General features: G+C 70.5%; 20 protein-coding genes. 13 read left to right on the forward strand and 7 right to left on the reverse strand.

Annotated features, from left to right (window positions below):
- Positions 1-41 precede the first annotated feature (41 nt).
- Positions 42-1388, reverse strand: coding sequence for a peptidoglycan recognition protein family protein (locus ACQEWB_RS19700; RefSeq protein WP_432832728.1), 1347 nt, complete (start codon positions 1386-1388; stop codon positions 42-44).
- A 129-nt stretch (positions 1389-1517) separates the two neighbouring features.
- Between ACQEWB_RS19700 and ACQEWB_RS19705 the strand changes: the two genes are divergently transcribed.
- From ACQEWB_RS19705 to ACQEWB_RS19735, 7 genes are all read left to right on the forward strand, one after another.
- The gene (locus ACQEWB_RS19705; RefSeq protein WP_432832730.1) at positions 1518-2249 is read left to right on the forward strand and encodes a TIGR03089 family protein; all 732 of its coding nucleotides are present in this window, start codon (positions 1518-1520) and stop codon (positions 2247-2249) included.
- Between the two features lie 203 nt (positions 2250-2452).
- A complete protein-coding gene (locus ACQEWB_RS19710; RefSeq protein WP_432832732.1) occupies positions 2453-3676 on the forward strand; it encodes an LCP family protein in 1224 nt (407 codons plus the stop codon).
- Between the two features lie 227 nt (positions 3677-3903).
- Positions 3904-5631 (forward strand): LCP family protein, encoded by a 1728-nt coding sequence (locus tag ACQEWB_RS19715; RefSeq protein ID WP_432832734.1) that lies wholly within the window; start codon positions 3904-3906, stop codon positions 5629-5631.
- An 82-nt stretch (positions 5632-5713) separates the two neighbouring features.
- Positions 5714-7357 carry an LCP family protein gene (locus ACQEWB_RS19720; protein ID WP_432832736.1) on the forward strand — a complete coding sequence of 548 codons (1644 nt, stop codon included), beginning with the start codon at positions 5714-5716 and terminating at the stop codon, positions 7355-7357.
- Between the two features lie 85 nt (positions 7358-7442).
- Positions 7443-9113 carry an LCP family protein gene (locus ACQEWB_RS19725; RefSeq protein ID WP_432832738.1) on the forward strand — a complete coding sequence of 557 codons (1671 nt, stop codon included), beginning with the start codon at positions 7443-7445 and terminating at the stop codon, positions 9111-9113.
- Positions 9114-9247: 134 nt separating this feature from the next.
- Entirely contained in the window at positions 9248-10738 is a 1491-nt protein-coding gene (locus tag ACQEWB_RS19730; protein ID WP_432832741.1) for an LCP family protein, read from the forward strand.
- A gap of 194 nt (positions 10739-10932) precedes the next feature.
- Positions 10933-12510: an LCP family protein gene (locus ACQEWB_RS19735; RefSeq protein WP_432843897.1), complete on the forward strand. Its 1578-nt coding sequence runs from the start codon at positions 10933-10935 to the stop codon at positions 12508-12510.
- A gap of 52 nt (positions 12511-12562) precedes the next feature.
- On the opposite strand, the gene ACQEWB_RS19740 is transcribed toward ACQEWB_RS19735, so the two are convergent.
- Positions 12563-13591 carry a glycosyltransferase family 2 protein gene (locus ACQEWB_RS19740; RefSeq protein WP_432832743.1) on the reverse strand — a complete coding sequence of 343 codons (1029 nt, stop codon included), beginning with the start codon at positions 13589-13591 and terminating at the stop codon, positions 12563-12565.
- 247 nt (positions 13592-13838) lie between these two features.
- Here ACQEWB_RS19740 and ACQEWB_RS19745 point away from each other — a divergent pair, with 247 nt between their 5' ends.
- The 3 genes from ACQEWB_RS19745 to ACQEWB_RS19755 all read left to right on the forward strand — a co-directional run bounded on the left by ACQEWB_RS19745 (position 13839) and on the right by ACQEWB_RS19755 (position 16605).
- Positions 13839-15203 carry an LCP family protein gene (locus ACQEWB_RS19745; protein ID WP_432843899.1) on the forward strand — a complete coding sequence of 455 codons (1365 nt, stop codon included), beginning with the start codon at positions 13839-13841 and terminating at the stop codon, positions 15201-15203.
- A 122-nt stretch (positions 15204-15325) separates the two neighbouring features.
- Positions 15326-15688 (forward strand): four-helix bundle copper-binding protein, encoded by a 363-nt coding sequence (locus ACQEWB_RS19750; protein WP_432832745.1) that lies wholly within the window; start codon positions 15326-15328, stop codon positions 15686-15688.
- A 74-nt stretch (positions 15689-15762) separates the two neighbouring features.
- The gene (locus ACQEWB_RS19755) at positions 15763-16605 is read left to right on the forward strand and encodes a class I SAM-dependent methyltransferase (RefSeq protein ID WP_432832747.1); all 843 of its coding nucleotides are present in this window, start codon (positions 15763-15765) and stop codon (positions 16603-16605) included.
- Between the two features lie 13 nt (positions 16606-16618).
- Here ACQEWB_RS19755 and ACQEWB_RS19760 read toward each other — a convergent pair whose 3' ends face one another.
- Both ACQEWB_RS19760 and ACQEWB_RS19765 read right to left on the reverse strand, forming a co-directional pair.
- On the reverse strand, positions 16619-17257 hold the full coding sequence (locus ACQEWB_RS19760; RefSeq protein WP_432832749.1) for an HAD family hydrolase: 639 nt from the start codon (positions 17255-17257) through the stop codon (positions 16619-16621).
- Positions 17250-18557 carry an LCP family protein gene (locus tag ACQEWB_RS19765; protein WP_432832751.1) on the reverse strand — a complete coding sequence of 436 codons (1308 nt, stop codon included), beginning with the start codon at positions 18555-18557 and terminating at the stop codon, positions 17250-17252. Before ACQEWB_RS19765 ends, ACQEWB_RS19760 begins: the two co-directional genes overlap by 8 nt.
- Positions 18558-18676: 119 nt before the next feature.
- On the opposite strand from ACQEWB_RS19765, the gene ACQEWB_RS19770 reads away from it, so the two are divergent.
- Positions 18677-19234 carry an acyl-CoA thioesterase gene (locus tag ACQEWB_RS19770; RefSeq protein WP_432832753.1) on the forward strand — a complete coding sequence of 186 codons (558 nt, stop codon included), beginning with the start codon at positions 18677-18679 and terminating at the stop codon, positions 19232-19234.
- A gap of 115 nt (positions 19235-19349) precedes the next feature.
- On the opposite strand, the gene ACQEWB_RS19775 is transcribed toward ACQEWB_RS19770, so the two are convergent.
- Positions 19350-20507 carry an acyl-CoA dehydrogenase family protein gene (locus tag ACQEWB_RS19775; RefSeq protein WP_432832755.1) on the reverse strand — a complete coding sequence of 386 codons (1158 nt, stop codon included), beginning with the start codon at positions 20505-20507 and terminating at the stop codon, positions 19350-19352.
- Positions 20508-20697: 190 nt separating this feature from the next.
- Between ACQEWB_RS19775 and ACQEWB_RS19780 the strand changes: the two genes are divergently transcribed.
- Positions 20698-22041, forward strand: a complete 1344-nt coding sequence (locus ACQEWB_RS19780) for a UDP-glucose dehydrogenase family protein (RefSeq protein ID WP_432832757.1) — start codon at positions 20698-20700, stop codon at positions 22039-22041.
- Between the two features lie 107 nt (positions 22042-22148).
- Here ACQEWB_RS19780 and ACQEWB_RS19785 read toward each other — a convergent pair whose 3' ends face one another.
- On the reverse strand, positions 22149-22652 hold the full coding sequence (locus ACQEWB_RS19785; protein WP_432832759.1) for a CGNR zinc finger domain-containing protein: 504 nt from the start codon (positions 22650-22652) through the stop codon (positions 22149-22151).
- Positions 22653-22761: 109 nt separating this feature from the next.
- Between ACQEWB_RS19785 and ACQEWB_RS19790 the strand changes: the two genes are divergently transcribed.
- Positions 22762-23121: a VOC family protein gene (locus ACQEWB_RS19790; protein ID WP_432832761.1), complete on the forward strand. Its 360-nt coding sequence runs from the start codon at positions 22762-22764 to the stop codon at positions 23119-23121.
- Positions 23122-23146: 25 nt separating this feature from the next.
- On the opposite strand, the gene ACQEWB_RS19795 is transcribed toward ACQEWB_RS19790, so the two are convergent.
- The gene (locus ACQEWB_RS19795) at positions 23147-24265 is read right to left on the reverse strand and encodes a dipeptidase (RefSeq protein WP_432832763.1); all 1119 of its coding nucleotides are present in this window, start codon (positions 24263-24265) and stop codon (positions 23147-23149) included.
- Positions 24266-24382 lie beyond the last annotated feature (117 nt).

Below are 24382 nucleotides of genomic sequence, written 5' to 3' on the forward strand. Positions count from 1 at the left end.
GGCGGTGAACGCGGCCCCCTGGCAGGCGTTTTCGGCCGGCCCTACCGGCCCTGGTAGCGGGCCGCGGTCGAGCGGGCCGTGCCGAGTTTGCGGTAGAGCTGCCAGCCCGGGCACTCCGTGGCGAAACCGTCACGATGGCCGGAGATCACATTCAGTCGTACGTTCTTTCCTTTTCGGTAGAGATTGCCACCGCCGGACTTCAGATATGTCTTTCCGCGCGGATTGGCCCCGTAGAGCCCGAGTTTCCAGGCCGTGAGCCGGGCGATGGCCTTGAGCACGGCCGCGGGCGGCTTCGACGAGCCGAAGGTGCCGATCACCGCGATCCCCATGCTGTTGCTGTTGAAACCGAGGGTGTGGGCGCCCAGCACCGCCTTGGCCACTCCCCCGGCCCGGCCCTCGTAGATGTTTCCGCACTTGTCGACGAGGAAGTTGTAGCCGATGTCGCGCCAGCCCATGCTCTCGACGTGGTAGCGGTAGATACCGCGGATGACGGAGTCGGCCTGCGAACAGCGGTACCCGTTGCCGGACGCCGTGTGGTGCACGAAGGCCGCCTTGACCTTCTTCGTGTAGACGAACTTCTTCTCCCGCAGCTTCTCGTCGGCGCCCCAGCCGCGGCGCGTGATGATGCGGGGCCGCGGACCGATGTACGGCCGCGCGCGCTGAGCCTCCGTCAACTCGGCGCCCCGCACGGCCAGTAGCTCCCGCTCGGTCGCCGCCCGGCCGAGTGCCGGGAGCTCGGTGGCGCCGAGCGCGGTCGGCGGGACGGCGGCCCGCGTGCGCGGCTGCTCGCCGGGGTCCACGAGTTCCAGACGCAGGCCCGAGGGCAGCGGGGTCACGGCCGTGGCGGTGCGGGTGCCGCGGGCCGTCTCGTCCGTACGGCGTTCGCCTTCGGCGCGGACCCTGACCTCCACGCCGTCCGAATCGCCCACCCACAGCGGGGCGGTGGAGCCGCGGACCCGGCCCGAGGTGCGCTCGGCGGTGCCCGGGTCGGCGGCGTCGTCGTTGTGCGTCTCCAGGTCCTGCCAGCCGGTCCAGGCGCCGGACCCGGTCGCCCGGGTGCGGACCTGGACGCTGCCGTGCAGCGGGGTGTCGGGGTTGTCCCAGATGACGCCGACGAGCGAGAAGTGCCGTACGTCGTCACGGGTCAGGCCCTGTTCGGGGGCGACCGGGCCGAGTGCGCGGTCGCGGGTGAGGGGGGCGAGGGGCAGCGACTGGGTGCTGCCGAGGACCTCCGCGGAGGTCTCCTGTGGGGCGGCGGCGGCCACCGGTGCGGATCTCGCGCCGCTCGGCGCCGCGCCCGCCGTCATGGCGGCAGCGGGCGGGGTGAGCGGAAGGGCGAGGGCGGCCGCGCACGTGACGCCGATCGAGGAAGCAAGGAATCCACGCATGCTCCTGATCTTGAACATAGTCATACATATCTGTCCATTTGGGAACTGACGGACCGTCGGCTTCCGTTCCGCCGAACCGGTGGCCCGGGCGCCGGGTGCGCGGGCCCGCGCCCGCGTACGCTTGCGCGGGTGAACGCCACCGATCGCACCCCTGCCGACCTGCTGTCTTCCGCGCTCGCCGCGGATCCCGGACGTCCGCTGGTGACCTTCTACGACGACGCCACGGGCGAGCGGGTCGAACTGTCCGTGGCCACCTTCGCCAATTGGGTGGCCAAGACCGCGAACCTGCTCCAGGGCGACCTGGGGGCGGGACCCGGCGACCGGGTCGCGCTGCTGCTGCCGGCGCACTGGCAGACGGCGGTGTGGCTGCTGGCGTGCGCGTCGGTGGGGGCCGTCGCGGACGTGGGCGGCGACCCGAAGGCCGCCGACGTGGTGGTGAGCGGGCCGGACTCGCTGGAGACGGCGCGGGCCTGCCGCGGTGAGCGGGTGGCTCTCGCGCTACGGCCGCTCGGCGGGCGTTTCCCGCAGGTCCCGGACGGGTTCGTCGACTACGCCGTCGAGGTGCCGAGCCAGGGGGACCGGTTCGTGGCCTTCGCGCCGGTGGATCCCGAGGAGGCCGCGCTGATCGTGGCCGGGCGGGAGTTCAGTGGGGCGGAGGTCGTGGAGCAGGCGCGGGGGGAATTCGAGGGCCGGGTTCTGTCGGGGCTGTCGTACGACACCTGGGAAGGGCTGAACGCCGGGTTGTACGGACCGCTCGCGAACGGGGGGTCCGTGGTCTTGTGCCGGCATCTGGAGTCGCTGGGCGAGGAGGCACTCGCCAAGCGGATCGAGAGCGAGCGGGTGGGTGTGGTGCGCCGCTGAGACGGGTGCGATCGGCCGGCCGGCGACTGCGGGTGCGTCATGGCCCGTCGCGCCCGCGCGGCGGAGCCGCAAATCGATACAGCCCCGCGCCCCCAGGGGGTCGCACTCACCCGTATAGAGCAGTCCGGCCCGCCGCCCCTCCCCTTTCCACGCCATGGTCGTAATCAAGACCACGTTCGTACGCCGTGAGGGGTGGCCCGCTCGTGACCGACAGCCGAGGGACCCTGGGGCCCGGTGCCGGGGCGTCGGCCACCGGGAAAGGGCTCGTGCGGCGGCGTCGGCGGAAGTGGGTGCGGTACGGGGGGCTCGGGGTCGCCGTCGCGGTCGTGGTCGCCGCAGGCGTCGGCTGGGCCGTCTACGTCAAGCTCGACGGGAACATCACGCCCGACAACGCGGCCGCCGCCGAGCTCGCGCGGTACGAGAAGGAGCGGCCCACCTCGCTCGTCAAGGACGCGCAGAACATTCTGCTGATCGGGTCGGACTCGCGGTCGGGGGACGGGAACGCGCGGTACGGGCGGGACTCGGGGACCGAGCGGTCGGACACCACGATCCTGCTGCATCTGGCGGCCGGGCGGCGCACCGCCACCGCGATCTCCCTGCCGCGTGACCTGATGGTGGACGTGCCGGCCTGTCTGCGGTCGGACGGGACGCGGTCCGAGCCGATGTTCGCGATGTTCAACCACGCCTTCCAGATGGGCGGTTCGGCCTGCACCATCCGGACCGTCGAGCAGCTGACCAATGTGCGGATCGACCATCACATCGTCGTCGACTTCCACGGGTTCAAGGAGATGGTCGACGCGGTGGACGGGGTGCGGATCTGTCTGAGCCGGCCCATTCACGACAAGGCGGCCAAGCTGAATCTGCCCGCGGGCAGGGTGACGCTCGACGGGGAGCAGGCGCTCGGGTACGTGCGGGCACGGAAGTCACTGGGGGACGGCAGCGACACCGACCGGATGGACCGTCAGCAGCGGTTCCTGGGCGCGCTGGTCAACAAGGTGCAGAGCAACGACGTACTGCTGAATCCGGTGAAGCTGTATCCCGTGCTGGACGCGGCCACCTCGTCGCTGACCACCGATCCGGATCTGGCGAGTCTGCGCGGGCTCTACGACCTCGTGCGCGGGCTGCGCGACATCCCCACCGAACGCGTGCAATTCCTCACCGTGCCGCGGGAGTCGTACGTCTACGACAGCAATCGCGACCAGCTCGTGGAGCCGGAGGCGCAGAAGCTGTTCGAACGACTGCGCAAGGACGCGCCGGTCACCGTCACGAAGGAAGTCCCGCGGGATTCCGTCGCAATGGGCGACTACACGGAGTACGGATACGACGACGGAAAGTCGGGGAGAATGCCTTCCGGTACGTCGTCGAACAGCCCTTCTCCCGCGCCGACGTTCCGCGGGAACACCGCCGCCGAAGACACCTGCGGGTAAAGCGCTCACCAAATCGCCGCACTTATGTCCGAGAAAATCGGCGCATTGCCCTGCCTGTGAGCGTGGAATTTCTCACCGTCGTCACTGGGCGCCGAACCGGCCGGATAGTGTGAGCGATCCGGTGCATCCGGCAGCCAGGTCCGTCCTGGCGTCGGGCACTGTGTGACCGAGACCGAGCGCCTTTGAGGGGGGAAGGCGCCGCGCCCCGACGGAGGATTCGGACAATCGTGGACGCGACAGGCCGTGGGCGGGCGGATGACATCGATCCCGCTGACCAGTGGGTGCTCAACCCGAACACCGGCGAATACGAACTGCGACTGACTCCTTCCGGACCGCAGTCGGGCGTCCCCGGTCCGCGCAGAGCCGCCGGCCGGGGCGCGGAGGGTGCCGTGCGCAGTCGTACGGCCGCTCCCGAGCGGGCGCCGGGGCGGGAGGTTCCGCCTCCGCGGCGCAGGCGCGGTGCGCCCGAGGAGCCGCTGCCGGGCCGGCGCCGGGGCCGGCCGGTGAAGAAGAAGGGCCGGGCGAAGAAGGCACTGCTGTGGACCGGCGGCACCATGGCCTTCGTGCTGGTCGCCGGGGCCGGCGGTGCCTACCTCTACATCAAGCACCTCAACGACAACATCACGTCGGTCTCCGACGACGGCGCGAGCACCGGTGGCTTCAGCAAGGGCAAGGCCATCAACATCCTGCTGATCGGCACCGACAAGCGCACGGGCGCGGGCAACACCAAGTACGGCGACTCCGGCAGCGTCGGCCACGCGGACACCACGATCCTGCTGCACGTCTCCAAGGACCGTTCGAACGCGACCGCGCTGAGCATCCCGCGCGACCTGATCACCGACATCCCGGACTGCCCGACCACCCAGTCGGACGGCACCGAGAAGGTCATCGCGGGCACCAGCGACGTCCGCTTCAACACCAGCCTCGGGCAGGACGAACGGACGCCCAGCTGTGTCGCGCGGACCGTCACCGAGCTGACCGGGATCACGCCGGACAACTTCATGGTGGCCGACTTCAACGCGGTCAAGACGCTGACCACGGCGGTCGGCGGGGTCGACGTCTGTCTCGGCAAGGACATCAACGACCCCGACTCGCACCTGAACCTGAAGAAGGGCATGCAGCACATCGAGGGCGAGACCGCGCTCGCCTTCGTGCGCACCCGGCACGCGGTCGGCTTCGGCGGCGACCTGAGCCGGATCACCCTTCAGCAGCAGTTCCTCAGCGCGCTGATGCGCAAGCTGAAGTCGAACGACACGCTCACCAACCCGGCGAAGATGATCAAGGTCGCCGAGGCGGGCACCAAGGCGCTGACCGTCGACTCCAACCTGGACAGCATCGGCAAGCTCAAGGACCTCGGTCTGGAGCTGGGCAAGCTCAACCCGAAGAACCTGACCTTCACCACGGTGCCGGTGCTCGACAACCCGGCCGAGAAGGTGAAGGCGACCGTCGTACTGAACGACTCGACGGCACCGGCGGTCTTCTCCGCGATCAAGAACGACGTCTCCTTCACCGCGGTGAAGGCACAGAAGAAGAAGGAGGCGGCCGCGGTGGCCGCCCGGCTCAAGGGCACCAAGTCGGCCGCCTCGGAGGTCCGGGTGCGGATCCTCAACGGCGGTGCGGTCGCCGGCAGCGCGCAGGCGGAGCTCAACTACCTGCAGAACGACGAGGGTGTGCTGAAGTCGTCGAACGCGGGCAACGCGGACGCGGCGCAGGCGAAGACCACGCTGGAGTACGACCCGGACCAGGCCGACCAGGCCCGCCGGCTCGCCGCCATCCTGGGCCTGTCCGGTTCGCAGCTGAAGCCCGGCAAGAGCGTGACCAACGACCAGGGCCTGCCGACGATGACACTGACGCTCGGCAAGGACTTCCCGGGGGCGGGCGAGTCGTACAGCGCGGCGACCAAGGCGCCGGACGTCGACAAGACGACGGCCGACAAGGTCGAGTGCGCCAAGTGAAGTGACCTGAGGGGCCTGTCGTGCGTCTAACAGGACGTACGGCAGGCCTTTTTCGAGGGCGCGAGGGTGGGGAGGACGGGGAATGACGCAGAGCAGTGTGCGTGGAGAGGGGACCCGGCCGGGGGTTCGGGACGGTTCCGGTGGCCGGGGGGCCACGCAGGACCGGGAGAACTCCGGCAGACCCGGCACGGGGGACATGGGGGGCGGCCATCGCAGGTCGGGGCCGCCGCGGCGGGGGCGGCGGGTGCTGCGCTGGTCGGCGACCACGCTGGCGGTGCTGATACTCGGGACGGCCGGCGCCGGTTACCTGTACTACGAGCACCTCAACGGCAACATCCAGAAGGGCGAGCGCAGCAGCGGCGACGGGAAGGCCCGCAAGACCGGGGCCAACGCGGCCGGGCAGACGCCGCTGAACATCCTGCTGATCGGCTCGGACAGCCGTAACTCCGACGCGAACGTGGCGCTGGGCGGCGCGAAGTACGACCGGGGCAGCCCGCCGCGGGCGGACGTGCAGATGCTGATCCACCTCTCCGCGGACCGCAAGAGCGCGGCGATGGTGAGCATCCCGCGGGACACGCGGGTCGACATCCCCAAGTGCACGGACCCGAAGACCGGCAAGGTCTACCCGGCGACCAACACCATCATCAACGAGTCGCTGGCCCGCGGCGGCGCCGGCTGCACGCTCGCCACCTGGGAGAACCTCACCGGGGTCTACATCGACCACTGGATGACGATCGACTTCGCGGGCGTGGTGCAGATGGCGGACGCCATCGGCGGAGTCGACGTCTGCGTACGGCAGAACGTGTGGGACCGGCCGACGGCCGCGGTGCCCGGCGGCTCCGGGCTGAAGCTGACGGCCGGCACGCACAAGGTCGAGGGCAAGCAGGCGTTGCAGTGGCTGCGCACCCGGCACGCCTGGGGCAGCGACCCGCTGCGGGCCAAGGCCCAGCACATGTACCTCAACTCGATGATCCGCACCCTGAAGGGGCAGAACGTCTTCACCGACACCGGCAGGCTGATGGACCTGGCCGAGGCGGCCACCAAGTCCCTGACGGTCTCCGAGGAGATCGGCACCGTCAAGAAGCTGTACGACCTGGGCATGCAGCTCAAGTCGGTGCCGACGGACCGCATCACCTCGTTGACGATGCCGAACGTCGAGGACCCGCAGAACCGCGACCACCTGGTGCCGGAGGCCACCGGCGCCGCAAAGCTCTGGCAGCTGCTCCGCGACGACGTCCCGCTCGACGGCAAGGGCAAGGCGACGGCCGCCAAGGCGACGGCCAAGGCCGAGGCCACGAAGGCCCCTTCGGCGCCGGACGCCCAGATCGGCGTGACCGTGCAGAACGCCACCGGGACCACCACGCTCGGCCCGGTCCCCGGGCGGGCGGGCGCGGTCGCCCAGGAGTTGGTGACGAAAGGTTTCGCGCGGGCGGCCAAGGACGCCACCGCCGGGCTCTCCGCGGAGCGGACGGTCGTGCGCTATCCGAGCGCGGAGCTGGAGGGCGACGCCCAGCGGATCGCCAAGTCCCTGGGGATTCCGCTGAGTTCGGTGCAGCGGTCGACGGACGTCTCCGGGGTCACGCTCGTCGTGGGCGCCGACTGGCGGGAGGGTACGGCGTATCCGAAGCAGTCGAAGTCCGACGACACGCTGCCGAGCAACGCGGACGCCATCAACGGCTCGGACAAGAGCCAGTGCATGCCCGTCTACCAGCCCTATCAGTGGTAGGCCCCGGGGCCTCCGCCCGTCGACAGCAGGAGCCAACTGTGCGGATACTGTGGGTGATCCATGTCTGACGGAGGCTCTGAGACCAGTGGATGTGCAAGGCCGTGGGCGGGCGGACGGTGTCGATCCCGCAGACCAGTGGGTACGTAACCCCCGCACCGGCGAATACGAACTGCGGTCCGCCGCGGCGCCGTCCCGCCCGGCGGTGCCCGGCCCGCGCGGAACCCGCGGCCAGGTCCCGCCGCAGCGCGGGCGCCGCACCGCCCCCGGTGAGCCGCCGGCCGGGCGGCGCGGACGCCGGCCGGTCAGGAAGAAGGGCCGGGCGAAGAAGGCCCTGCTGTGGACCGGCGGCACCATGGCCTTCGTCCTGGTCGCCGTCGGCTCGGCCGCCTACCTCTACATCAGGCACCTGGAGGGGAACGTCCACACGGAGGACGTCGGCAACGCGGCCAAGAGCGACTTCAGCAAGGACGAGGCCTTCAACATCCTGATCATCGGTACGGACAAGCGCACCGGTAAGGGGAACGAGGGGTACGGCGACAAGGGCAGCGTCGGGCACGCCGACACCAACATCCTGCTGCACGTCTCCAAGGACCGTACGAACGCGACCGCGTTGAGCATCCCGCGCGACCTGATCGTCGACATCCCGGACTGCCGGACGAAGCAGGCGGACGGCACCGAGACGGTCGTCGCCGGGCAGCAGGGCGTCCGCTTCAACCGGAGCCTCGGCGAGAGCGGCCGCGACCCCGGCTGCACCATGCGCACGGTGAAGGCGGCCACCGGCATCTCGCCGGACCACTTCATGATGGCCGACTTCAACGCGGTGAAGACCCTGACCACGGCGGTCGGCGGGGTCGGTGTCTGTGTCGAACACGCCGTGAACGACAAGGAGTCCAAGCTCGTCCTGCCCGCGGGCGAGTCGAAGGTCGAGGGCGAGAAGGCGCTCGCCTTCGTGCGCACCCGGCACAGCTTCGGCAACCAGGGCGACCTGGACCGCATCAAGGTCCAGCAGCAGTTCCTCGGCTCGCTGATGCGCAAGATGGCCTCCGGAGACACCCTCACCAGCCCCACCAAGCTGTGGAAGCTGGCCGAGGCGGCCACCGACGCGCTCACCGTGGACAAGGCCATCGGCCATGTCGGCACGCTCAAGGACATCGCCCTGGAGCTGAAGAAGGTGCCGACGAAGAACATCTCCTTCACCACCGTGCCGGTGAAGGACAACCCGGCCGAGAAGATCCGGGCGACGGTCGTCGTCGACGAGTCCCGGGGCCCGCAGCTCTTCGACCTGATCAGGAACGACGAGTCGCTCACCGAGGTCAAGAAGGCGAAGGCCAAGGAGAAGGCCGAGGTCGCCGCCCGCCTCAAGGGCACCAGGTCGGCCGCCTCGGAGGTCCGGGTGCGGATCCTCAACGGCGGCGCCCCCGCCGGCAGCGCCCAGACCGAGCTGACCTGGCTCCAGACCGAGGCGGGCGTCACCAAGTCCGAGAACGACGGCAACGCGGACGCCCGACTCGCCAGGACCACCCTCGAATACGCCCCCGACCAGGCCGCCCAGGCCCGCCGCCTCGCCGACGTCCTCGGCCTGTCCGGCGCGGCCCTGAAGCCCGGCAAGAGCGTCACCAACGCCCAGGGCCTGCCCACCATGACCCTCACCCTCGGCAAGGACTTCAAGGGCGCGGGCGTGAAGCTGAACTCCACCTCGGCGTCCGCCGCGAACGTGGACAAGTCGACGGCCGACAAGGTGCAGTGCGCCGGTTGACCGCCGAGCAGGCGCAGTGCGCCGGTTGACGCGCTCAGGGCAACCTCACAGGCCCCTCGTATGTCTCCTGGACGTACGGCGGGCCTGAGCCGTGGGTGTCCAGGGGTGCGCAACCGGGTGGGGAGCAGAGGAAATTGGGGCAGAACAGTGAGCGGCGCCGCCGTGTGCTCAGATGGGCCGCGACGACCCTGGCCGTGCTGATACTCGGCTCGGCCTGTGCCGGCTACCTCTACTACCGCCACCTCAACGGCAACATCCAGCAGGCCGACCTCAACCTCGGCGACGCCAAGGCGCCCGCGCCGACCCCCGACGAGGCGGGCCGTACGCCGCTGAACATCCTGCTCATCGGCTCGGACGCCCGGGACACCAAGGAGAACCAGGAACTCGGCGGCGCCCGCGAGACCTTCGGCTCGACCCCGCTCGCGGACGTCCAGATGCTGGTCCACCTGTCCGCGGACCGGGCCGACATGTCAGTCGTCAGCATGCCCCGCGACACCCTGCTGAAGATCCCCGAGTGCACGGATCCCGACACCGGGAAGACCTACCCGGCGAGCGACGGCCGCGTGATGACCAACCAGAGCCTCGGCCACGGCGGCCCCGGCTGCACGGTCGCCACCTGGGAGGCGCTCACCGGCATCCGTATCGACCATTTCATGATGGTCGACTTCTCCGGCGTGGTCTCCATGGCCGACGCCATCGGCGGCGTCCCGGTCTGCGTGGACGCCAACATCCTGTCCCGGGACGGCTCGGGGCACGGCTCCGGGCTGAAGCTGCCCGAGGGCACCACCTCGGTCAAGGGCGAGCAGGCCCTGCAGTGGCTGCGCACCCGGTACGGCTTCGAGGACGGCAGCGACCTCGCCCGGGCCAAGGCCCAGCACATGTACATGAACTCGATGGTCCGCCAGCTGCGCGCGGGCGCGACGCTCGGCAACCCGGGCAGGCTGCGCGCCCTCGCCGAGACGGCCACCAGGGCGATCACCGTCGACCCGGGCCTGGACACCGTGAAGAAGCTCTACGACCTCAGCGACGAGCTGCGCAAGGTCGAGCCGAAGCGCATCACGATGACCACCATGCCGAACCGGTACGTCGGCGCCCGCGTCGAGCCCACCGAGGAGGCCGAGCAGCTGTTCCGCCTGGTCCGCGAGGACATCGCCCTGGACGGCAGGGACAAGAAGAAGACGACCACCAGGACGTCCTCGGACCCGGCCGCGGCGGACGACAAGATCGCCGTACAGGTGCGCAACGGCACCCGCACCGACGCCCTCGCCTCCGCCCGCGGCCGGGCGACCACCGTGGCCGGGCTGCTGCGGGACAAGGGCTTCGCCGAGGCGTCCGCCGACCAGTCGGTCCTGCCGAGCGAGCCCACCACCGTCGTCCGCTACCCGAGCGCCGACCTGGAGGGCGACGCCCAGGCCGTCGCCAAGGCTCTGGGCATCCCGGTGAGTGCGGTGAAGCGGTCGACGGACGTCTCCGGGATCACCCTCGTCGTGGGCGCCGACTGGCGGGAGGGTACGGCGTACAAGGCGCCCGGGGCGGACGACCGTACCCCCGAGTCCGCGCAGGCCCTCAACGGCGCGGACGACGGGGCCTGTATGCACGTCAGCCCGGGCTTCACCTGGAAGTAACAGAAACGGGCGCTTTCCCCTCAGGCACCCACAGCAAACTCTTATCTCTCTACAGAAAGATGATGCGCGCTCAAGTCCGAGAGCCCCCCGGGCCGACTCGGCGATCCACGGCGCTGTGTCAGGCGCTCGGGTGGGAGGACACGGAGTTGGCGCGGAGCAGTGTGCGCGGGGAGGTCCCCGCGGTCGAGGACACCATGTCCCTCACCCCGGTGGGCGGCGAGCGGGTGCCCGAGCAGCGGCGGCACGACGGCGGCGGCCGCAGACGGGGCGGTCCCGGCGACGGCGACCGCAAGCGCCGCAGACGGCGAATACTTCGCTGGTCGGCGACGGTCCTGGCGGTGGTGATAGTGGGCACCGCGGGTGCCGGTTATCTCTACTACCAGCACCTCAACGACAACATCCAGAAGGAGAACCTCAACAACGCGGACGCCACGGACCGCGCGGCCAAGTCGAAGGCCAACGCGGCCGGGCAGACCCCGTTGAACATCCTCCTGATCGGCTCCGACGCCCGCGACTCCGCCGAGAACCAGAAGCTCGGCGGCGCGAAGGACACGTACAACACCGCGCCGCGCGCGGACGTCCAGATGCTGCTGCACGTCTCCGCGGACCGCACCAACATGTCGGTCGTGAGCATGCCCCGCGACACCCTGGTCTCCATCCCGAAGTGCACGGACCCCGACACCGGCAAGGTCTACGCGGCGACCACCTCGACGATGACGAACGCCTCCCTGGAACGCGGCGGCCCCGGCTGCACGGTCGCCACCTGGGAGAAGCTCACCAACATCCACATCGACCACTTCATGATGGTCGACTTCTCGGGTGTGGTGTCCATGGCCGACGCCATCGGTGGCGTCCCGGTCTGCGTCGACGCCAACATCTACTCGCACACCTCCTCCGGCCACGGCTCCGGCCTGAAGCTGAAGAAGGGCACCACCGCGGTCAAGGGCAAGCAGGCGCTGCAGTGGCTGCGCACCCGGTACGGCTTCGAGGACGGCAGCGACATCGCGCGCACCAAGGCCCAGCACATGTACATGAACTCGATGGTCCGCCAGCTGCGCGCCAACGCGACGCTCAGCAACCCGGGCAAGCTGCGGGCGCTCGCCGAGACGGCCACCAAGTCGCTGACGGTGGACGACGCTCTGGGGACCGTGGCCAAGCTGTACGACCTCAGCAAGCAGCTGAAGGAGGTGCCCACCAAGCGGATCACCATGACGACGATGCCGTGGGTGTACTCCTCGGACGGCAACCGGGTGCTGCCCAAGCCGACGGACGCGGCGAAGCTGTTCCGCCTGGTCCGCGAGGACATCGCGCTGGACGGCAAGGACAAGAAGAAGACGGCCACCAAGACGTCCTCGGATCCGGCCGCGGCGGACGACAAGATCGCCGTGCAGGTGCAGAACGGCACCCGGTCCGACACCGAGTCCGCGGTGACCGGGCGGGCCACCGCCGTCGCCGGGGTCCTCGTCGGCAAGGGCTTCGACAAGGCGGTCGCGGACTCCTCGACGCTGCTCAGCGAGGACGAGACGGTCGTCCGCTACCCGAGCGCCGACCTGGAGGGTGACGCGCAGGCCGTCGCCAAGGCCCTCGGCATCCCGACGAGCCAGGTGAAGAAGTCGACGGACGTCTCCGGGGTCACACTGGTCGTCGGCGCGGACTGGCGCTCGGGCACCAAGTACACCGCCGACGACGACACGACGCCGGCCTCGGCGAGCGCGCTGAACGGGGCGGACAGCAAGGCGTGCATGCACGTCGACCCGGACTACACCTGGTAGTCCGGGTCGGGAGGGCCAGTGCTATGTCACATACCACTGGCCCCGCAGTACTTCAGCCGGCGGTGACGACCGCCGGCCGCCGCGACGCGATGACCTTCCTGGCCAGCGCCTTCGGGCTGGTCAGGAAGCCCCAGCCCCACGACATGTGCATGGTGGCGAGGGCGACCGGGATCTGCAGCCGTGCCTTCAGCGGCAGCCCCTTGCCGGCCGGGAGCGAGCCCAGGACGATCGCGGCGAGGTAGCCGCCGGGGATCAGGAAGCCCCACGGGGTCAGTGCCGCACCGACCACCAGACCCGCCGCGATCGCCAGCACCGCGGTCGGCGGGGCGAGGTAGCGCAGGTTGATGGAGCCCTCGTGGTAGCGGGCGACGACGTGCCGCCAACGCCCGTAGTCCTTGTACTGCTTGGCCAGCGCCTTCACGCTCGGCCGCGGGCGGTACGACACCTTCAGCTCCGGCGAGAACCAGATCAGCCCGCCGGCCTCGCGGATCCGGAAGTTGAGCTCCCAGTCCTGGGCGCGGATGAACTCCTCGTTGTACCCGCCCTGCCGTTCCAGCGCCTCGCGCCGGAAGACGCCCAGGTACACGGTCTCGGCCTCGCAGGCGGCGCCGCCGGTGTGGAAGACCGCGTTGCCGACCCCGATCTTCGAGGTCATCGCGGCGGCGACGGCGTGCTCCCAGTCGTTCTCGCCCTCGGCGTGCATGATGCCGCCGACGTTCTGCGCGCCGGTCTCCTCCAGGAGCCGTACGGCGGTGGCGATGTAGTTGGGCGAGAGCATGCCGTGGCCGTCGACGCGGACGACGATCGGGTGGCGGGAGGCCTTGATCGCGGCGTTGAGGGCGGCGGGCGTACGGCCGACCGGGTTCGGGACGGTGTGCACGCGGGGGTCCTCGGCCACGAGCTCGGCCGCGATCTCGTCCGTGCGGTCCTTGGACGGACCGAGGGCGAGCACGACCTCCATCTCGCCGGCGTACTCCTGCGCGAGGATCGCTTGGACGGCTCCGCGCAGATGCCGCTCCTCGTCGAGGACGGGCATGATCACAGACACGGCGGGGAGTCGCACGTCGGAATTGGCGTTCATCGGTGCTCACGTTACCGCGAACGGGGGACACCTTCGCGCCCCGCCGGGGCGGCGGACCGGGCCACAGATCGTATGGACCTACGGTGCTCAGGATCCCACGTACGGCCGTCGCCCGGAGGTGTCCCCCTTGCCCACGCCGCCTCGGTCCGCCGCCCCGCCCCGTCCGCAGCGCCGCCCCCACCCCGCCCGTGCCCCGCAGCAGCGCGGCCCTCGGCCCCCCGTCCGGCGCAAGAAGCCCCGCTGGGCCATGCGGGCGGTGACGACCCTGTCGGTCGTCGTGCTCGCCTCCGCCGGGATCGGGCACGCGGTGGTCACCAGCCTCGACGCGGACATCGCCCGGGTCGACCCCTTCAAGGACATGAAGAACCGTCCGGCCGCCGGTCACGGCATGAACGTGCTGCTGGTCGGCACGGACGGGCGCGACAGGATCACCGAGCAGGAGCGGCACCGCTACCACCTGGGCGGCGCCCCCTGTCACTGCACCGACACGATCATGATCGTGCACATCTCGGAGGACCGGGAGCGGGCGAGCGTGGTGAGCCTGCCACGCGACTCGTACGCCATGACGCCGCCGCACGTCGACGAGACCACCGGGCGGCGGCACAACGGCCACCCCATCAAGATCAACGCGGCGTACGCGGAGGGCGGCCCCAACCTCACCGTGCAGACGGTCGAGGACATGACGCACGTGAAGATCGACCACTATCTGGAGGTCGACTTCACCAGCTTCATGAAGACGGTGGACGTCCTCGGCGGGGTCAAGATCTGCACCACCGAACCCCTCAAGGACACGTACACCGGCCTCGGCCTCCCGGCCGGCACACACACCCTCATGGGCGGCCAGGCGCTCCAGTTCGTCCGCGCCCGGCACGTCGACGGCGCCTCCGACCTCGGCCGGATGAAGCGCCAGCAGCGCTTCCTGGCCGCGCTGATCGACCGCGCGACCTCCTCCGGCATCCTCCTCAACCCCATGAAGTTCCGGGACGTGACCCACGCGGTCCTCGGCTCGGTCCGCGCGGACAAGGGCTTCGGCACCGACGAACTCCTCGACCTCGGCCGCGCGATGCGCAACTTCTCCCCGTCCTCCTCGGAGTTCACGACCGTCCCCATCGGCCAGATGGGATACGTCGTCAAGGGCATCGGCTCGACCCTGAAGTGGGACACCGCGAAGGCAGACCGCCTCTTCCAGGACCTCCGCGACGACAAGCCCCTGACCGTGCACCGCCCGCCCGCCCCGCGGACGGTCCGCGTCGACGTCGCCCCGCAGCAGATCCGCGTCCAGGTCGAGAACGGCACGGCGACGGCGGGTCTGGGCAGGCAGGTGGACACCGCCCTTGCGGGCACCGGCTTCCGCACCACCCGCACCCCCGCCAACTCCGCCGACCGCACGCTCAAGCGCACGATCGTCGAGTACGACCCCCGCTGGGACCGCTCCGCGAAGTCGCTGGCGGCCGCGCTGCCCGGGAGCGAACTGCGGGCGGTGAAGGGGCTGGGACCGACGCTGAAGGTGATCGTGGGGGCGGACTTCAAGGACGTACGGAAGGTTCGGGCGGAGGACGCGACGCAGGGGGAGTTCGGGGTGGTCACGGGGGACCAGGTGGTGTGTCCGTAGACATGGGTCGTAACTCGAATGGGCGGATTGTTCCCGTCCGCCCGATGGCGCCCGGTACGCGGCGGGCGTAGGACGGGAAGGGCACAGGGCCCACCCCCGGGCCTCACCCCCTAGGAGGAGCCATGACCCAGACCGGACCCATGACCGCGATGAGCAAGGAGATGCAGGACTGCGTCGAGGCGTGCATGGCGTGCCACGGCATCTGCGAGGAGACCATGAGCTCCTGCATGCAGATGGGCGGCCAGGCCCAGATGCAGATCATGCGCGCGCTCATCGACTGCTCCGAGATGACCCGCATGTGCGCGGACATGATGATGCGCCGCTCCCCCATGTCGGCCGAGATGTGCGCGATGTGCGCCAAGGCCTGCGACATGTGCGCCGAGGCGTGTATGTCCATGCCGGACGATCCCCAGATGATGCGCTGCGCGGAGGCGTGTCGCCGCTGCGCGGAGATGTGCCGGGCGATGGCGGGCGCGACGATGTGACGTCCACCTGACCGTGATCGAGGGCACCTGCCACGGCGGGTGTCCTCGCCCCTTGGCGCGGGGATGCTGAGGGGATGGCGGACACGGGAGCCAGAGACGGTCTGAGCGACCGCGAGGCGATCCTCTGGATAGCGGATTCCCAGCAGTACGACCGGACCTTTCAAGAGCTGCGCGAGCACACGGTCGACGCGCTGCTGGACGCGGCCGGGGTGGCGGAGGGAGCGTACGTCCTCGACGTCGGCGCCGGGAAGGCGGCCAGGGCGGCGGTGGAGCGTGGTGCCCGGGTACGGGCCGTGGGCACCGATCCCCTGGCGATCATGCACGCGCGAGGCGGCGGGGTGGACGCGATCCGGCACGCGTTGCCGCAACTGCCTTACGGCGACGGCGAGTTCGACATGGTCCTCGCCAACTTCGTCCTCGACCACGTCGAGCGTCCGCGTACCTCGCTCGCCGAACTGCGGCGCGTTCTGCGGCCCGGCGGCCGGATCGCGCTGACGCTGTGGAGCGAGCGACGCGGCGCCGGCCAGGACCTGCTCCCGCGGGCCTGCGCCGCGGGCGGCGTCGTACTGCCGCCGGACCGGCTGGACCGCGATGCGCCCTCGGACCCGCCGCCGCTCGACCCGGCCGAGGACTTCGTCCGCACACCCGCCGGAGTCCTGGAGCTGCTCGACGGGACCGGATTCGCACAGGCGGAGGCGGCCGAGGTCGCCTGGAGCCATGAGACCCGGGTCGAGTGGTGGTGGGGCGGACTGGGCACGCGGCTCTACCTCAGACCGGCGTATGTCACTCCGCCGGACCAGGAGACCACCGCGCGGATCCGGGCGGAGTACGACCGCCTCCGTACCGAATTCGCCCAGGGGGACGGGAATCTGCTCCTCCCGCACATTGCGCTGCTCGCCTCCGCGACCGCTGCGTGAACAGCGGCGTCGGCTAGGTGAACAGCGGCTCCAGCGCCCGTGCCAGGTCCGCCGCCTCGTGGAAGTGCACCGTCCGCATGCCGAGCGCGGCCGCCGCCTCGACGTTCTCCTCGCTGTCGTCGACGAACAGGCAGCGTTCGAGGCGTACGCCCGCCAGGTCGGCCGCGTGGTGGTAGATGCGTGGGTCGGGTTTGGCGAGGCGGACCCGGGCGCTGTTGACGACGTGGTCGGCGAGGTCGGTCAGGCCGAGGGAGTCGAGGTCGGACTCCAGGTCCAGGGACGCGTTGGAGACCAGGACCAGGGGGACCCGGATGCGGGCCCGGCGCAGGAGGGCGACGACCTCGTCGTCCGCGTGGAAGGGGGACTCCAGGAGGGCCCGGGCCAGTTCGTACGCCGTCTGTGGCTCGGGGATCAGGCCCGCGAGGCCGTCGGCTATCCGCTCCGCCCACTCCTGCGGGGTGATCTCGCCCAGCAGCAGCGGCAGGTCGGTCTCCGGCGCGAACGCCACCTTCTTGGTGGTGCCCTCGGAGATCCCCGCGGCCCGCTCCAACGCCTCCAGACGGGCGGAGTCGAAGGACCGGACCACGTTGTCGACGTCACACAGAACCGCCCCGAAGGGCGGTCTGCTGTCGGTGATGTTGCTGTCAGTCACTCGAGACCGTGACCTTCTGGTCGTTGTTGAGCTCGTTCACCAGCGTCTTCACCTTCGCCTTGTCCCAGACGAGGTTGCCGCCGGTCGAGCCGGAGATCGGCATGTTCATCGACGTACCGTCACCGCCGCTGACACCCTTCATGGCCCAGAACATGGACGCCAGGTCCCACAGGCTCATGTCCTTGTCGACGGTGAGGGAGTCCAGGCCCGCGCTCATCGTCGGGTACAGCTTGAAGGGGTTGAGGACCGTGGACGGCGTCGCCACCTGGTGGGCCAGCGCCGACAGGAACTTCTGCTGGTTCTTCGTACGCTGGAGGTCGGAGGCGGCGAAGGCGTGCCGGGTGCGGACGAAGGCCAGCGCCTGCTCGCCGTTGAGGGTCTGCTTGCCGGCCTTGAAGTCGGCGCCCGAGTACTTGTCCTTGAAGGCCTTGTCGATGGTGATGTCGACACCGCCCACCGCGTCCACGATGTTCGCGAAGCCGGCGAAGCCGATCTCCACGTAGTGGTCGATGTGCAGGCCCATGTTGGCCTCGACCGTGCGCACCAGCAGCGTCGGCCCGTCCTCCGCGTACGCCGCGTTCAGCTTCGTCTGGCGGCCGGTGCCCTGGTAGGTCTTCCCGGACGTGGATCCCTTGTACGTGGGGATCGTCACGTTCGAGTCGCGGGGCAGCGAGATCAGCGTGTCGCCGCTGTCGCCGACGTGCAGGATCATCATCGAGTCGGTGCGCTTGCCCTCCGCGGAGCCGGTGTGCAGCTCCTTCTTCTGCGCGGAGGAGAGCCCGGCGCGGCTGTCGGAGCCGACGATCAGGTAGTTGGTGCCGTCGCCCGCCTCGGGACGGTCGATGACCGTGGAGAGGTCGACGTCCCGGTGCAGTTTGCCGTCGGCCCAGAAGTACGTGGCCACCGACGTCACGACGAACGCCGTCACCAGCGTGATCGCCGTCCACTTGATACGGCGCCGCCAGTTCGGCCGCGGCCGCGGCTCGCCGCCCGGGCCGCCGGGACCGCCGGACCCGCCGCCGTAGACCTGGCCGGTGTTGTAGCCGCTGTCGTAGTCGTTGCCGTACTGGTCGTTGCCGTACTGATTGCCGCCGTACCCCTGGCCGTCGACATACGTCGGCTGCTGGGGCATGCCCTGGCCGTACGGCGGCGCGGACGGGCCGGAGCCCCCGTACGCGCCCGAGGCGGGCCGGCGGACCTGGCGCATGACACGAGCGCTCTCAGGCTGTGCGCTCGCGCTGCCGCCCCCGTACCGGTTGCCGCGGTTGTCTCCGGACCATCCCTCGGGCCAATCGTTCATGGGCCCCAGTGTGCAGGGAGCGGCGGTCCCCTTTACAAGGGTCGTAGGAAAATCAGGGCACTGCTGTTGCGAACCCAACACAAAGTCCGCAGATGTCCGGTCGGCATAAGGTGGGGGCCATGACAGACCAGGCCCAGGCCACGGAAACGGATACTCCGGAGATCCCGGGCAAGCCCACCTCGGCGTCCCGGACCACGCTCAGTCACATCATGACCCACAACGACACGAACCTGCTGGGCACCGTGCACGGTGGCGTGATCATGAAGCTGGTCGACGACGCGGCGGGCGCCGTGGCCGGGCGGCACAGCGGCGGGCCCGCGGTCACCGCGTCCATGGACGAGATGGCGTTCCTGGAGCCGGTCCGGGTCGGCGACCTGGTCCATGTGAAGGCGCAGGTCAACTGGACGGGCCGGACGTCGATGGAGGTGGGGGTCCGGGTCCTGGCCGAGCGCTGGAACGAGTCGACGCCCGCCACCCAGGTCGGCTCCGCCTACCTCGTCTTCGCCGCGGTCGACTCCGACGGCAAGCCCCGCCGCGTACCCCCGGTCCACCCGGAGACGGAGAAGGACAAGCGGCGGTACCAGGAGGCCCAGATCCGCCGCACGCATCGCCTGGCGAGGCGCCGGGAGATCATGGAACTGCGGGAGAGGCGGACGGCGGAGGGGCTGGACGACTGAGCCCGGGCGGGACGGAAGAAGCCCCGACCTGTCCGGGCCGGGGCTTCCGTAATGTCTTGATTCTTCGATGCCTTGATGCCTTGTTACGGCGGATTCCGCACGCCTTGTGACGGCGTTACGGCAGGTTCCGCGCCATCACGATCCGCTGGACCTGGTTCGTGCCCTCGTAGATCTGGGTGATCTTGGCGTCGCGCATCATCCGCTCCACCGGGTAGTCGCGGGTGTAGCCGTAGCCGCCCAGCAGCTGGACCGCGTCCGTCGTGACCTCCATCGCCACGTCCGAGGCGAAGCACTTCGCCGCCGCGCCCTGGAAGGTGAGGTCGCTGTCGCCGCGCTCCGAGGCCGCCGCCGCCTGGTAGGTGAGGGCCCGGGCCGCCGTGATCTTCATGGCCATGTCGGCGAGCATGAACTGGATGCCCTGGAAGTCGGCGATCGGCTTGCCGAACTGCTTGCGCTCCTGGACGTAGCCCTTGGCGTAGTCGAGGGCGCCCTGGGCGACGCCGAGGGCCTGGGCCGCGATGGTGATGCGGGTGTGGTCCAGGGTCTTCATGGCGGTGGCGAAGCCGGTGCCTTCGTCGCCGATCATGCGGTCCGCCGGGATGCGGACGTTGTCGAGGTAGACCTCGCGGGTCGGGGAGCCCTTGATGCCGAGCTTCTTCTCGGGGGCGCCGAAGGAGACGCCCTCGTCCGACTTCTCGACGACGAAGGCGGAGATGCCCTTCGAGCGCTTGGCCGGGTCCGTGACCGCCATGACCGTGTAGTAGTCGGAGACGCCGGCGTTGGTGATCCAGCGCTTCACGCCGGTCAGGACCCAGAAGTCGCCGTCACGGACAGCCTTCGTCTTCATGCCGGCCGCGTCCGAGCCGGCGTCCGGCTCGGAGAGGCAGTACGAGAACATTCCGTCGCCCTTGGCGAGCGGGGTCATGTACTTCTTCTTCAGCTCCTCGGAGCCGGAGAGGATCACCGGGAGCGAGCCCAGCTTGTTCACCGCGGGGATCAGGGAGGACGAGACGCAGACGCGCGCCACCTCCTCGATCACGATCACCGTGGCCAGCGCGTCGGCGCCCGCGCCGCCGTACTCCTCGGGTACGTGCACCGCGTGCAGGTCGCTCGCGACCAGCGCGTCCAGGGCCTCCTGCGGGAAGCGGGCCTCCTCGTCCACCGCGGCGGCGTGCGGCGCGATCTTCGCCTCGGCCAGTGAACGGATCGCGTCACGGAGCATGTCGTGCTCCTCGGACGGGCGGTACAGGTCGAAGTCAGCCGATCCGGCCAAGGTCTCTCACGCTCCAAAACGCTGTGATTGCCGACGCTAATTACCGTTAAGTAACTCAAATTTTAGGGGGCGGTCCACGCGAGTGATACGTGAGCTTGGCGACAGGGGGAAAAGTGCCCCGGGAAGGCCCCCGACATGCCCCGGATATGCTCGGGCAGCGCAGCCACCCCGTCCCCCCTCTGGAGCACGCATGAGCCTCAAGATCACCGTGATCGGCACCGGCTACCTCGGCGCCACGCACGCCGCGGCCATGGCCGAGCTGGGCTTCGAGGTGCTCGGTCTGGACGTGGTGCCGGAGAAGATCGAGATGCTGGAGCGGGGCGAGGCCCCGATGTTCGAGCCCGGCCTCGACGAGCTGCTGCGCAAGCATGTCGCCGGGATCGAGGGGTCCACCGGGCGGCTGCGCTTCACCATGGACTGGGCCGAGGTGGGGGCCTTCGGCGACGTCCACTTCCTGTGCATCAACACCCCGCAGAAGCACGGCGAGTACGCCTGCGACATGTCGTACGTCGACTCCGCCTTCGCCGCTCTCGCCCCGCATCTGACCCGCCCGGCCCTGGTCGTCGGCAAGTCGACGGTGCCGGTGGGTTCCGCCGACCGGCTCGCCCGCTTCCTCGCCGAGAACGCCCCCGCCGGCGAGGACGCCGAGCTGGCCTGGAACCCGGAGTTCCTGAGGGAGGGGTTCGCCGTGGACGACACGCTGCACCCCGACCGGCTCGTGGTCGGCGTCCGGAGCGAGCGGGCGGAACGGCTGCTGCGGGAGGTGTACGCGACGCCGATCTCCGAGGGGACGCCCTTCGTGGTCACCGACTTCCCGACCGCCGAGCTGGTGAAGACCTCCGCGAACTCCTTCCTGGCCACCAAGATCTCCTTCATCAACGCGATGGCGGAGATGTGCGAGGCCTCCGGCGGCGACGTCGCCAAGCTGGCGGAGGCGATCGGGTACGACGACCGGATCGGGAAGAAGTTCCTGCGGGCCGGCATCGGCTTCGGCGGCGGCTGTCTGCCGAAGGACATCCGGGCGTTCATGGCGCGCGCCGGTGAGCTGGGCGCCGACCAGGCGCTGACCTTCCTGCGCGAGATCGACTCGATCAACATGCGCCAGCGCGGGCAGATGGTCGAGCTGGCCCGGCAGATACTGGGCGGCGGGCCGTTCCTCGGCAAGCGGGTCGCGGTGCTCGGCGCCACCTTCAAGCCCGACTCGGACGACGTCCGGGACTCCCCCGCGCTGAACGTCGCCGGGCAGATCCACCTCCAGGGTGGCCAGGTGACGGTGTACGACCCGAAGGGCATGGACAACGCCCGCCGGGTCTTCCCGACCCTCGGCTACGCCGACAGCGCGGTCGAGGCCGTACGGGGCGCCGACGTCGTACTGCATCTCACCGAGTGGCAGGAGTTCCGCGAGCTGGACCCGGCGGCGCTCGGCGAGGTCGCGGCGGCCCGGGTGGTCCTGGACGGGCGCAACGCGCTCGACCCGGCGCTGTGGCGGAAGGCCGGCTGGACGTACCGGGCGATGGGCCGCCCGCAGGCCTGACCACTTCGGAAGCCCAGACGTCACGACGCCGGTTCGGCCGAGGCTCAGTCGGCCGAACCGGCGTCTGGTTGCATTCTGCACCACCGGCCTGTGCCGCGGCCGGGGAACTACTTGGCCCGGTACCGCCGCATCTTGGCGCGCGCCCCGCACACCTGCATCGAGCACCAGCGGCCGCGCCCGGCGGGGCTGCGGTCGTAGTACGCCCAGTGGCAGGTCTCGGCCTCGCAGGCCTTGAGGCGGGCCCAGGTGCCGTCGACCAGGGACTGGGCCACGGCGGCGGCGACACGGGAGTGGAGCGCGTCGGCGTCGGTGGGGGCGAGGGCCGCGGAGCCGTCCGCCGGGTCGACGGTGACCCTGAGCGGCGCCGAGGCCAGCAGGTCGCCCAGGGGCGTCACCCGGGCGTGCGGCGGATGGCCCGCGTGCGCCAGCAGCGCCACCCGTAGCGACTCCCGCAGCTCGCGCGCCCCCTCGGCCTCGTCCTCGGTGAGCCCGAAGCGTGCCCTGCCGTCCGCCGTGCCGAGCGCGTCGGCGCCCGACTCGATGTCCAGGGTGTTGACCAGGGACTCGACCAGAGCCAGGCCCCCGGGCGCGGCCGATCTCCCATCGCTCATGGCTGCACGCTACCTTCCGCATTTCCCCTTGCGATGTTACCTCCAATGCGGGAGCATGCAGTAACAGTTACTCCTTGAGCGCATCTACCGGTAACACCTGGAGGAAGTCATGGCTCTCGCCAAGCTCGGTGCCGTCGTCCTGGACTGCCCCGACCCCCGCGCGCTCGTCGGCTTCTACGCCGAGCTGCTGGGCGGCACGGTCGAGGTGGAGGACGGCTGGGCGGACCTCACCACCCCCGACGGCCGGGCGCTGGCCTTCCAGGCCTCCCCCGGCTTCGTCGCCCCCGAGTGGCCCGCACCCGACCACTCGCAGCAGTTCCACCTGGACCTGACCGTCGAGGACCTAGACAAGGCCGAGGAAGGCGTCCTGGCGCTCGGCGCCAAACCGCTGGACACCGACGACCGCTCACGGACGTTCCGCGTATACGCCGACCCGGCCGGCCACCCGTTCTGCCTCTGCGCCTGCTGAACCGAGCGGCCGCAGGTCCCGTCGGCTAACCGTCCAGGTCGGCGATCTTCGCCGTGGACGGCTCGCGGCGCTGCTGGGCGGCGCGGGCCGTGAAGTCGGCGCTGCGTACGACGCGTTGGACGTTGCCCCAGGTCAGCAGGGCGATGTCGGGCTCGGACCAGCCGCGGTGCAGGAGCTCGGCGATGAGGTGCGGGTAGCAGGAGGCGTCGCCGAGGTCCTGGGGGTGGGCGGTGCCGGCGTCGTACGTACCGGACAGGCCGACGCACTCCGGGCCCGCCACCTCGCGCACATGGTCGAGGTGGTCGGCGACGTCGCGCACGGACGGGCCGGTCTGTTCCGCCGTGAGCGGCACCATGCACAGGCCCTTGGCGGCGCCCAGCTCGGTGAGCAGGTCGTCGGGGAGGTTGGCGGGGTGGGGGCGCAGGGCGCGGGCGGCGGAGCGGGTGAACAGGACCGGCGCCTTGGAGACGGCGAAGGCGCGGTGGATGGTGTCGGCGGAGGCGCCGGAGAGGTCGGCGAGCACGCCGAGCCGGTTCATCTCACGGACCACCTCCTCGCCGAACCGGGTCAGCCCGGCCTCGCTCGCCCAGCTCGCGCCGGACAGGGTGAGGACGCGCAGCCCGAGGGCGTGCAGCGAGCGCAGGATGCCGAGGGAGTCGCCGAGGGCGGCGGAGCCGGCGGGGCCGAGCACGACGGCGACGCGGCCGCAGTTGCGGGCGTCGGTGGTCTGCCCGGCGGTGCAGGTGAGCCTCAGCCCCTCGGGGTGGGCCTGCACGACGGTCTTCACCAGGTCCAGCTGCTCCAGCGTGGCCCCCACGGCCCGGTCCCCGGCGAGGCCCTCGGGCAGGTGCAGCGACCAGAACAGCGCGCCGACGTGCCCTTCGCGCATCCGCGGCACGTCCGTGTCGACGGCGCTCTCGCCGAGCTCCAGGTCGTACCAGGGCAGGTGCCTGAGCGCCCACGGCAGTCCGCTGTAGCCGTCGGCGACGGGGTGCGCGGCGAGGATGGCGTGAGCGCGCTCCAGGGGGGCGGTGTCCGGGTCCGAGACCGGGGTGTACGGCTCCGCTCCCTCGAAGGGATCCGGCAGGCCGTCGAGCTCGCCGACCTCGGTGGTGGGGTGCAGTTCGTCCTGGAGGTCTGCCATGGCGGGCTCCGTACGTCGTGATCGCAGTACGGTTCACCGTCGCACGGAGGACGGGGGGCTTCCTGGTGGGTGGGGCGTTCGGGCGTCGGCCGGTTCAGCGACCCCCCGAACGCCCCG

Origin of the sequence: Streptomyces sp. CA-249302 (genome assembly GCF_050936785.1) — a bacterium.
Taxonomy (GTDB): Bacteria; Actinomycetota; Actinomycetes; order Streptomycetales; family Streptomycetaceae; genus Streptomyces.

What these genes read in the sequence shown, in the direction of transcription:
- ACQEWB_RS19700 (WP_432832728.1), bottom strand. Translation starts at nt 1,388, where the DNA reads ATGCGTGGATTCCTTGCTTCCTCGATCGGCGTCACGTGCGCGGCCGCC.
- ACQEWB_RS19720 (WP_432832736.1), top strand. Translation starts at nt 5,714, where the DNA reads ATGACGCAGAGCAGTGTGCGTGGAGAGGGGACCCGGCCGGGGGTTCGG.
- ACQEWB_RS19735 (WP_432843897.1), top strand. Translation starts at nt 10,933, where the DNA reads ATGTCCCTCACCCCGGTGGGCGGCGAGCGGGTGCCCGAGCAGCGGCGG.
- ACQEWB_RS19740 (WP_432832743.1), bottom strand. Translation starts at nt 13,591, where the DNA reads ATGAACGCCAATTCCGACGTGCGACTCCCCGCCGTGTCTGTGATCATG.
- ACQEWB_RS19745 (WP_432843899.1), top strand. Translation starts at nt 13,839, where the DNA reads ATGCGGGCGGTGACGACCCTGTCGGTCGTCGTGCTCGCCTCCGCCGGG.
- ACQEWB_RS19750 (WP_432832745.1), top strand. Translation starts at nt 15,326, where the DNA reads ATGACCCAGACCGGACCCATGACCGCGATGAGCAAGGAGATGCAGGAC.
- ACQEWB_RS19755 (WP_432832747.1), top strand. Translation starts at nt 15,763, where the DNA reads ATGGCGGACACGGGAGCCAGAGACGGTCTGAGCGACCGCGAGGCGATC.
- ACQEWB_RS19765 (WP_432832751.1), bottom strand. Translation starts at nt 18,557, where the DNA reads ATGAACGATTGGCCCGAGGGATGGTCCGGAGACAACCGCGGCAACCGG.
- ACQEWB_RS19770 (WP_432832753.1), top strand. Translation starts at nt 18,677, where the DNA reads ATGACAGACCAGGCCCAGGCCACGGAAACGGATACTCCGGAGATCCCG.
- ACQEWB_RS19780 (WP_432832757.1), top strand. Translation starts at nt 20,698, where the DNA reads ATGAGCCTCAAGATCACCGTGATCGGCACCGGCTACCTCGGCGCCACG.
- ACQEWB_RS19785 (WP_432832759.1), bottom strand. Translation starts at nt 22,652, where the DNA reads ATGAGCGATGGGAGATCGGCCGCGCCCGGGGGCCTGGCTCTGGTCGAG.
- ACQEWB_RS19790 (WP_432832761.1), top strand. Translation starts at nt 22,762, where the DNA reads ATGGCTCTCGCCAAGCTCGGTGCCGTCGTCCTGGACTGCCCCGACCCC.
- ACQEWB_RS19795 (WP_432832763.1), bottom strand. Translation starts at nt 24,265, where the DNA reads ATGGCAGACCTCCAGGACGAACTGCACCCCACCACCGAGGTCGGCGAG.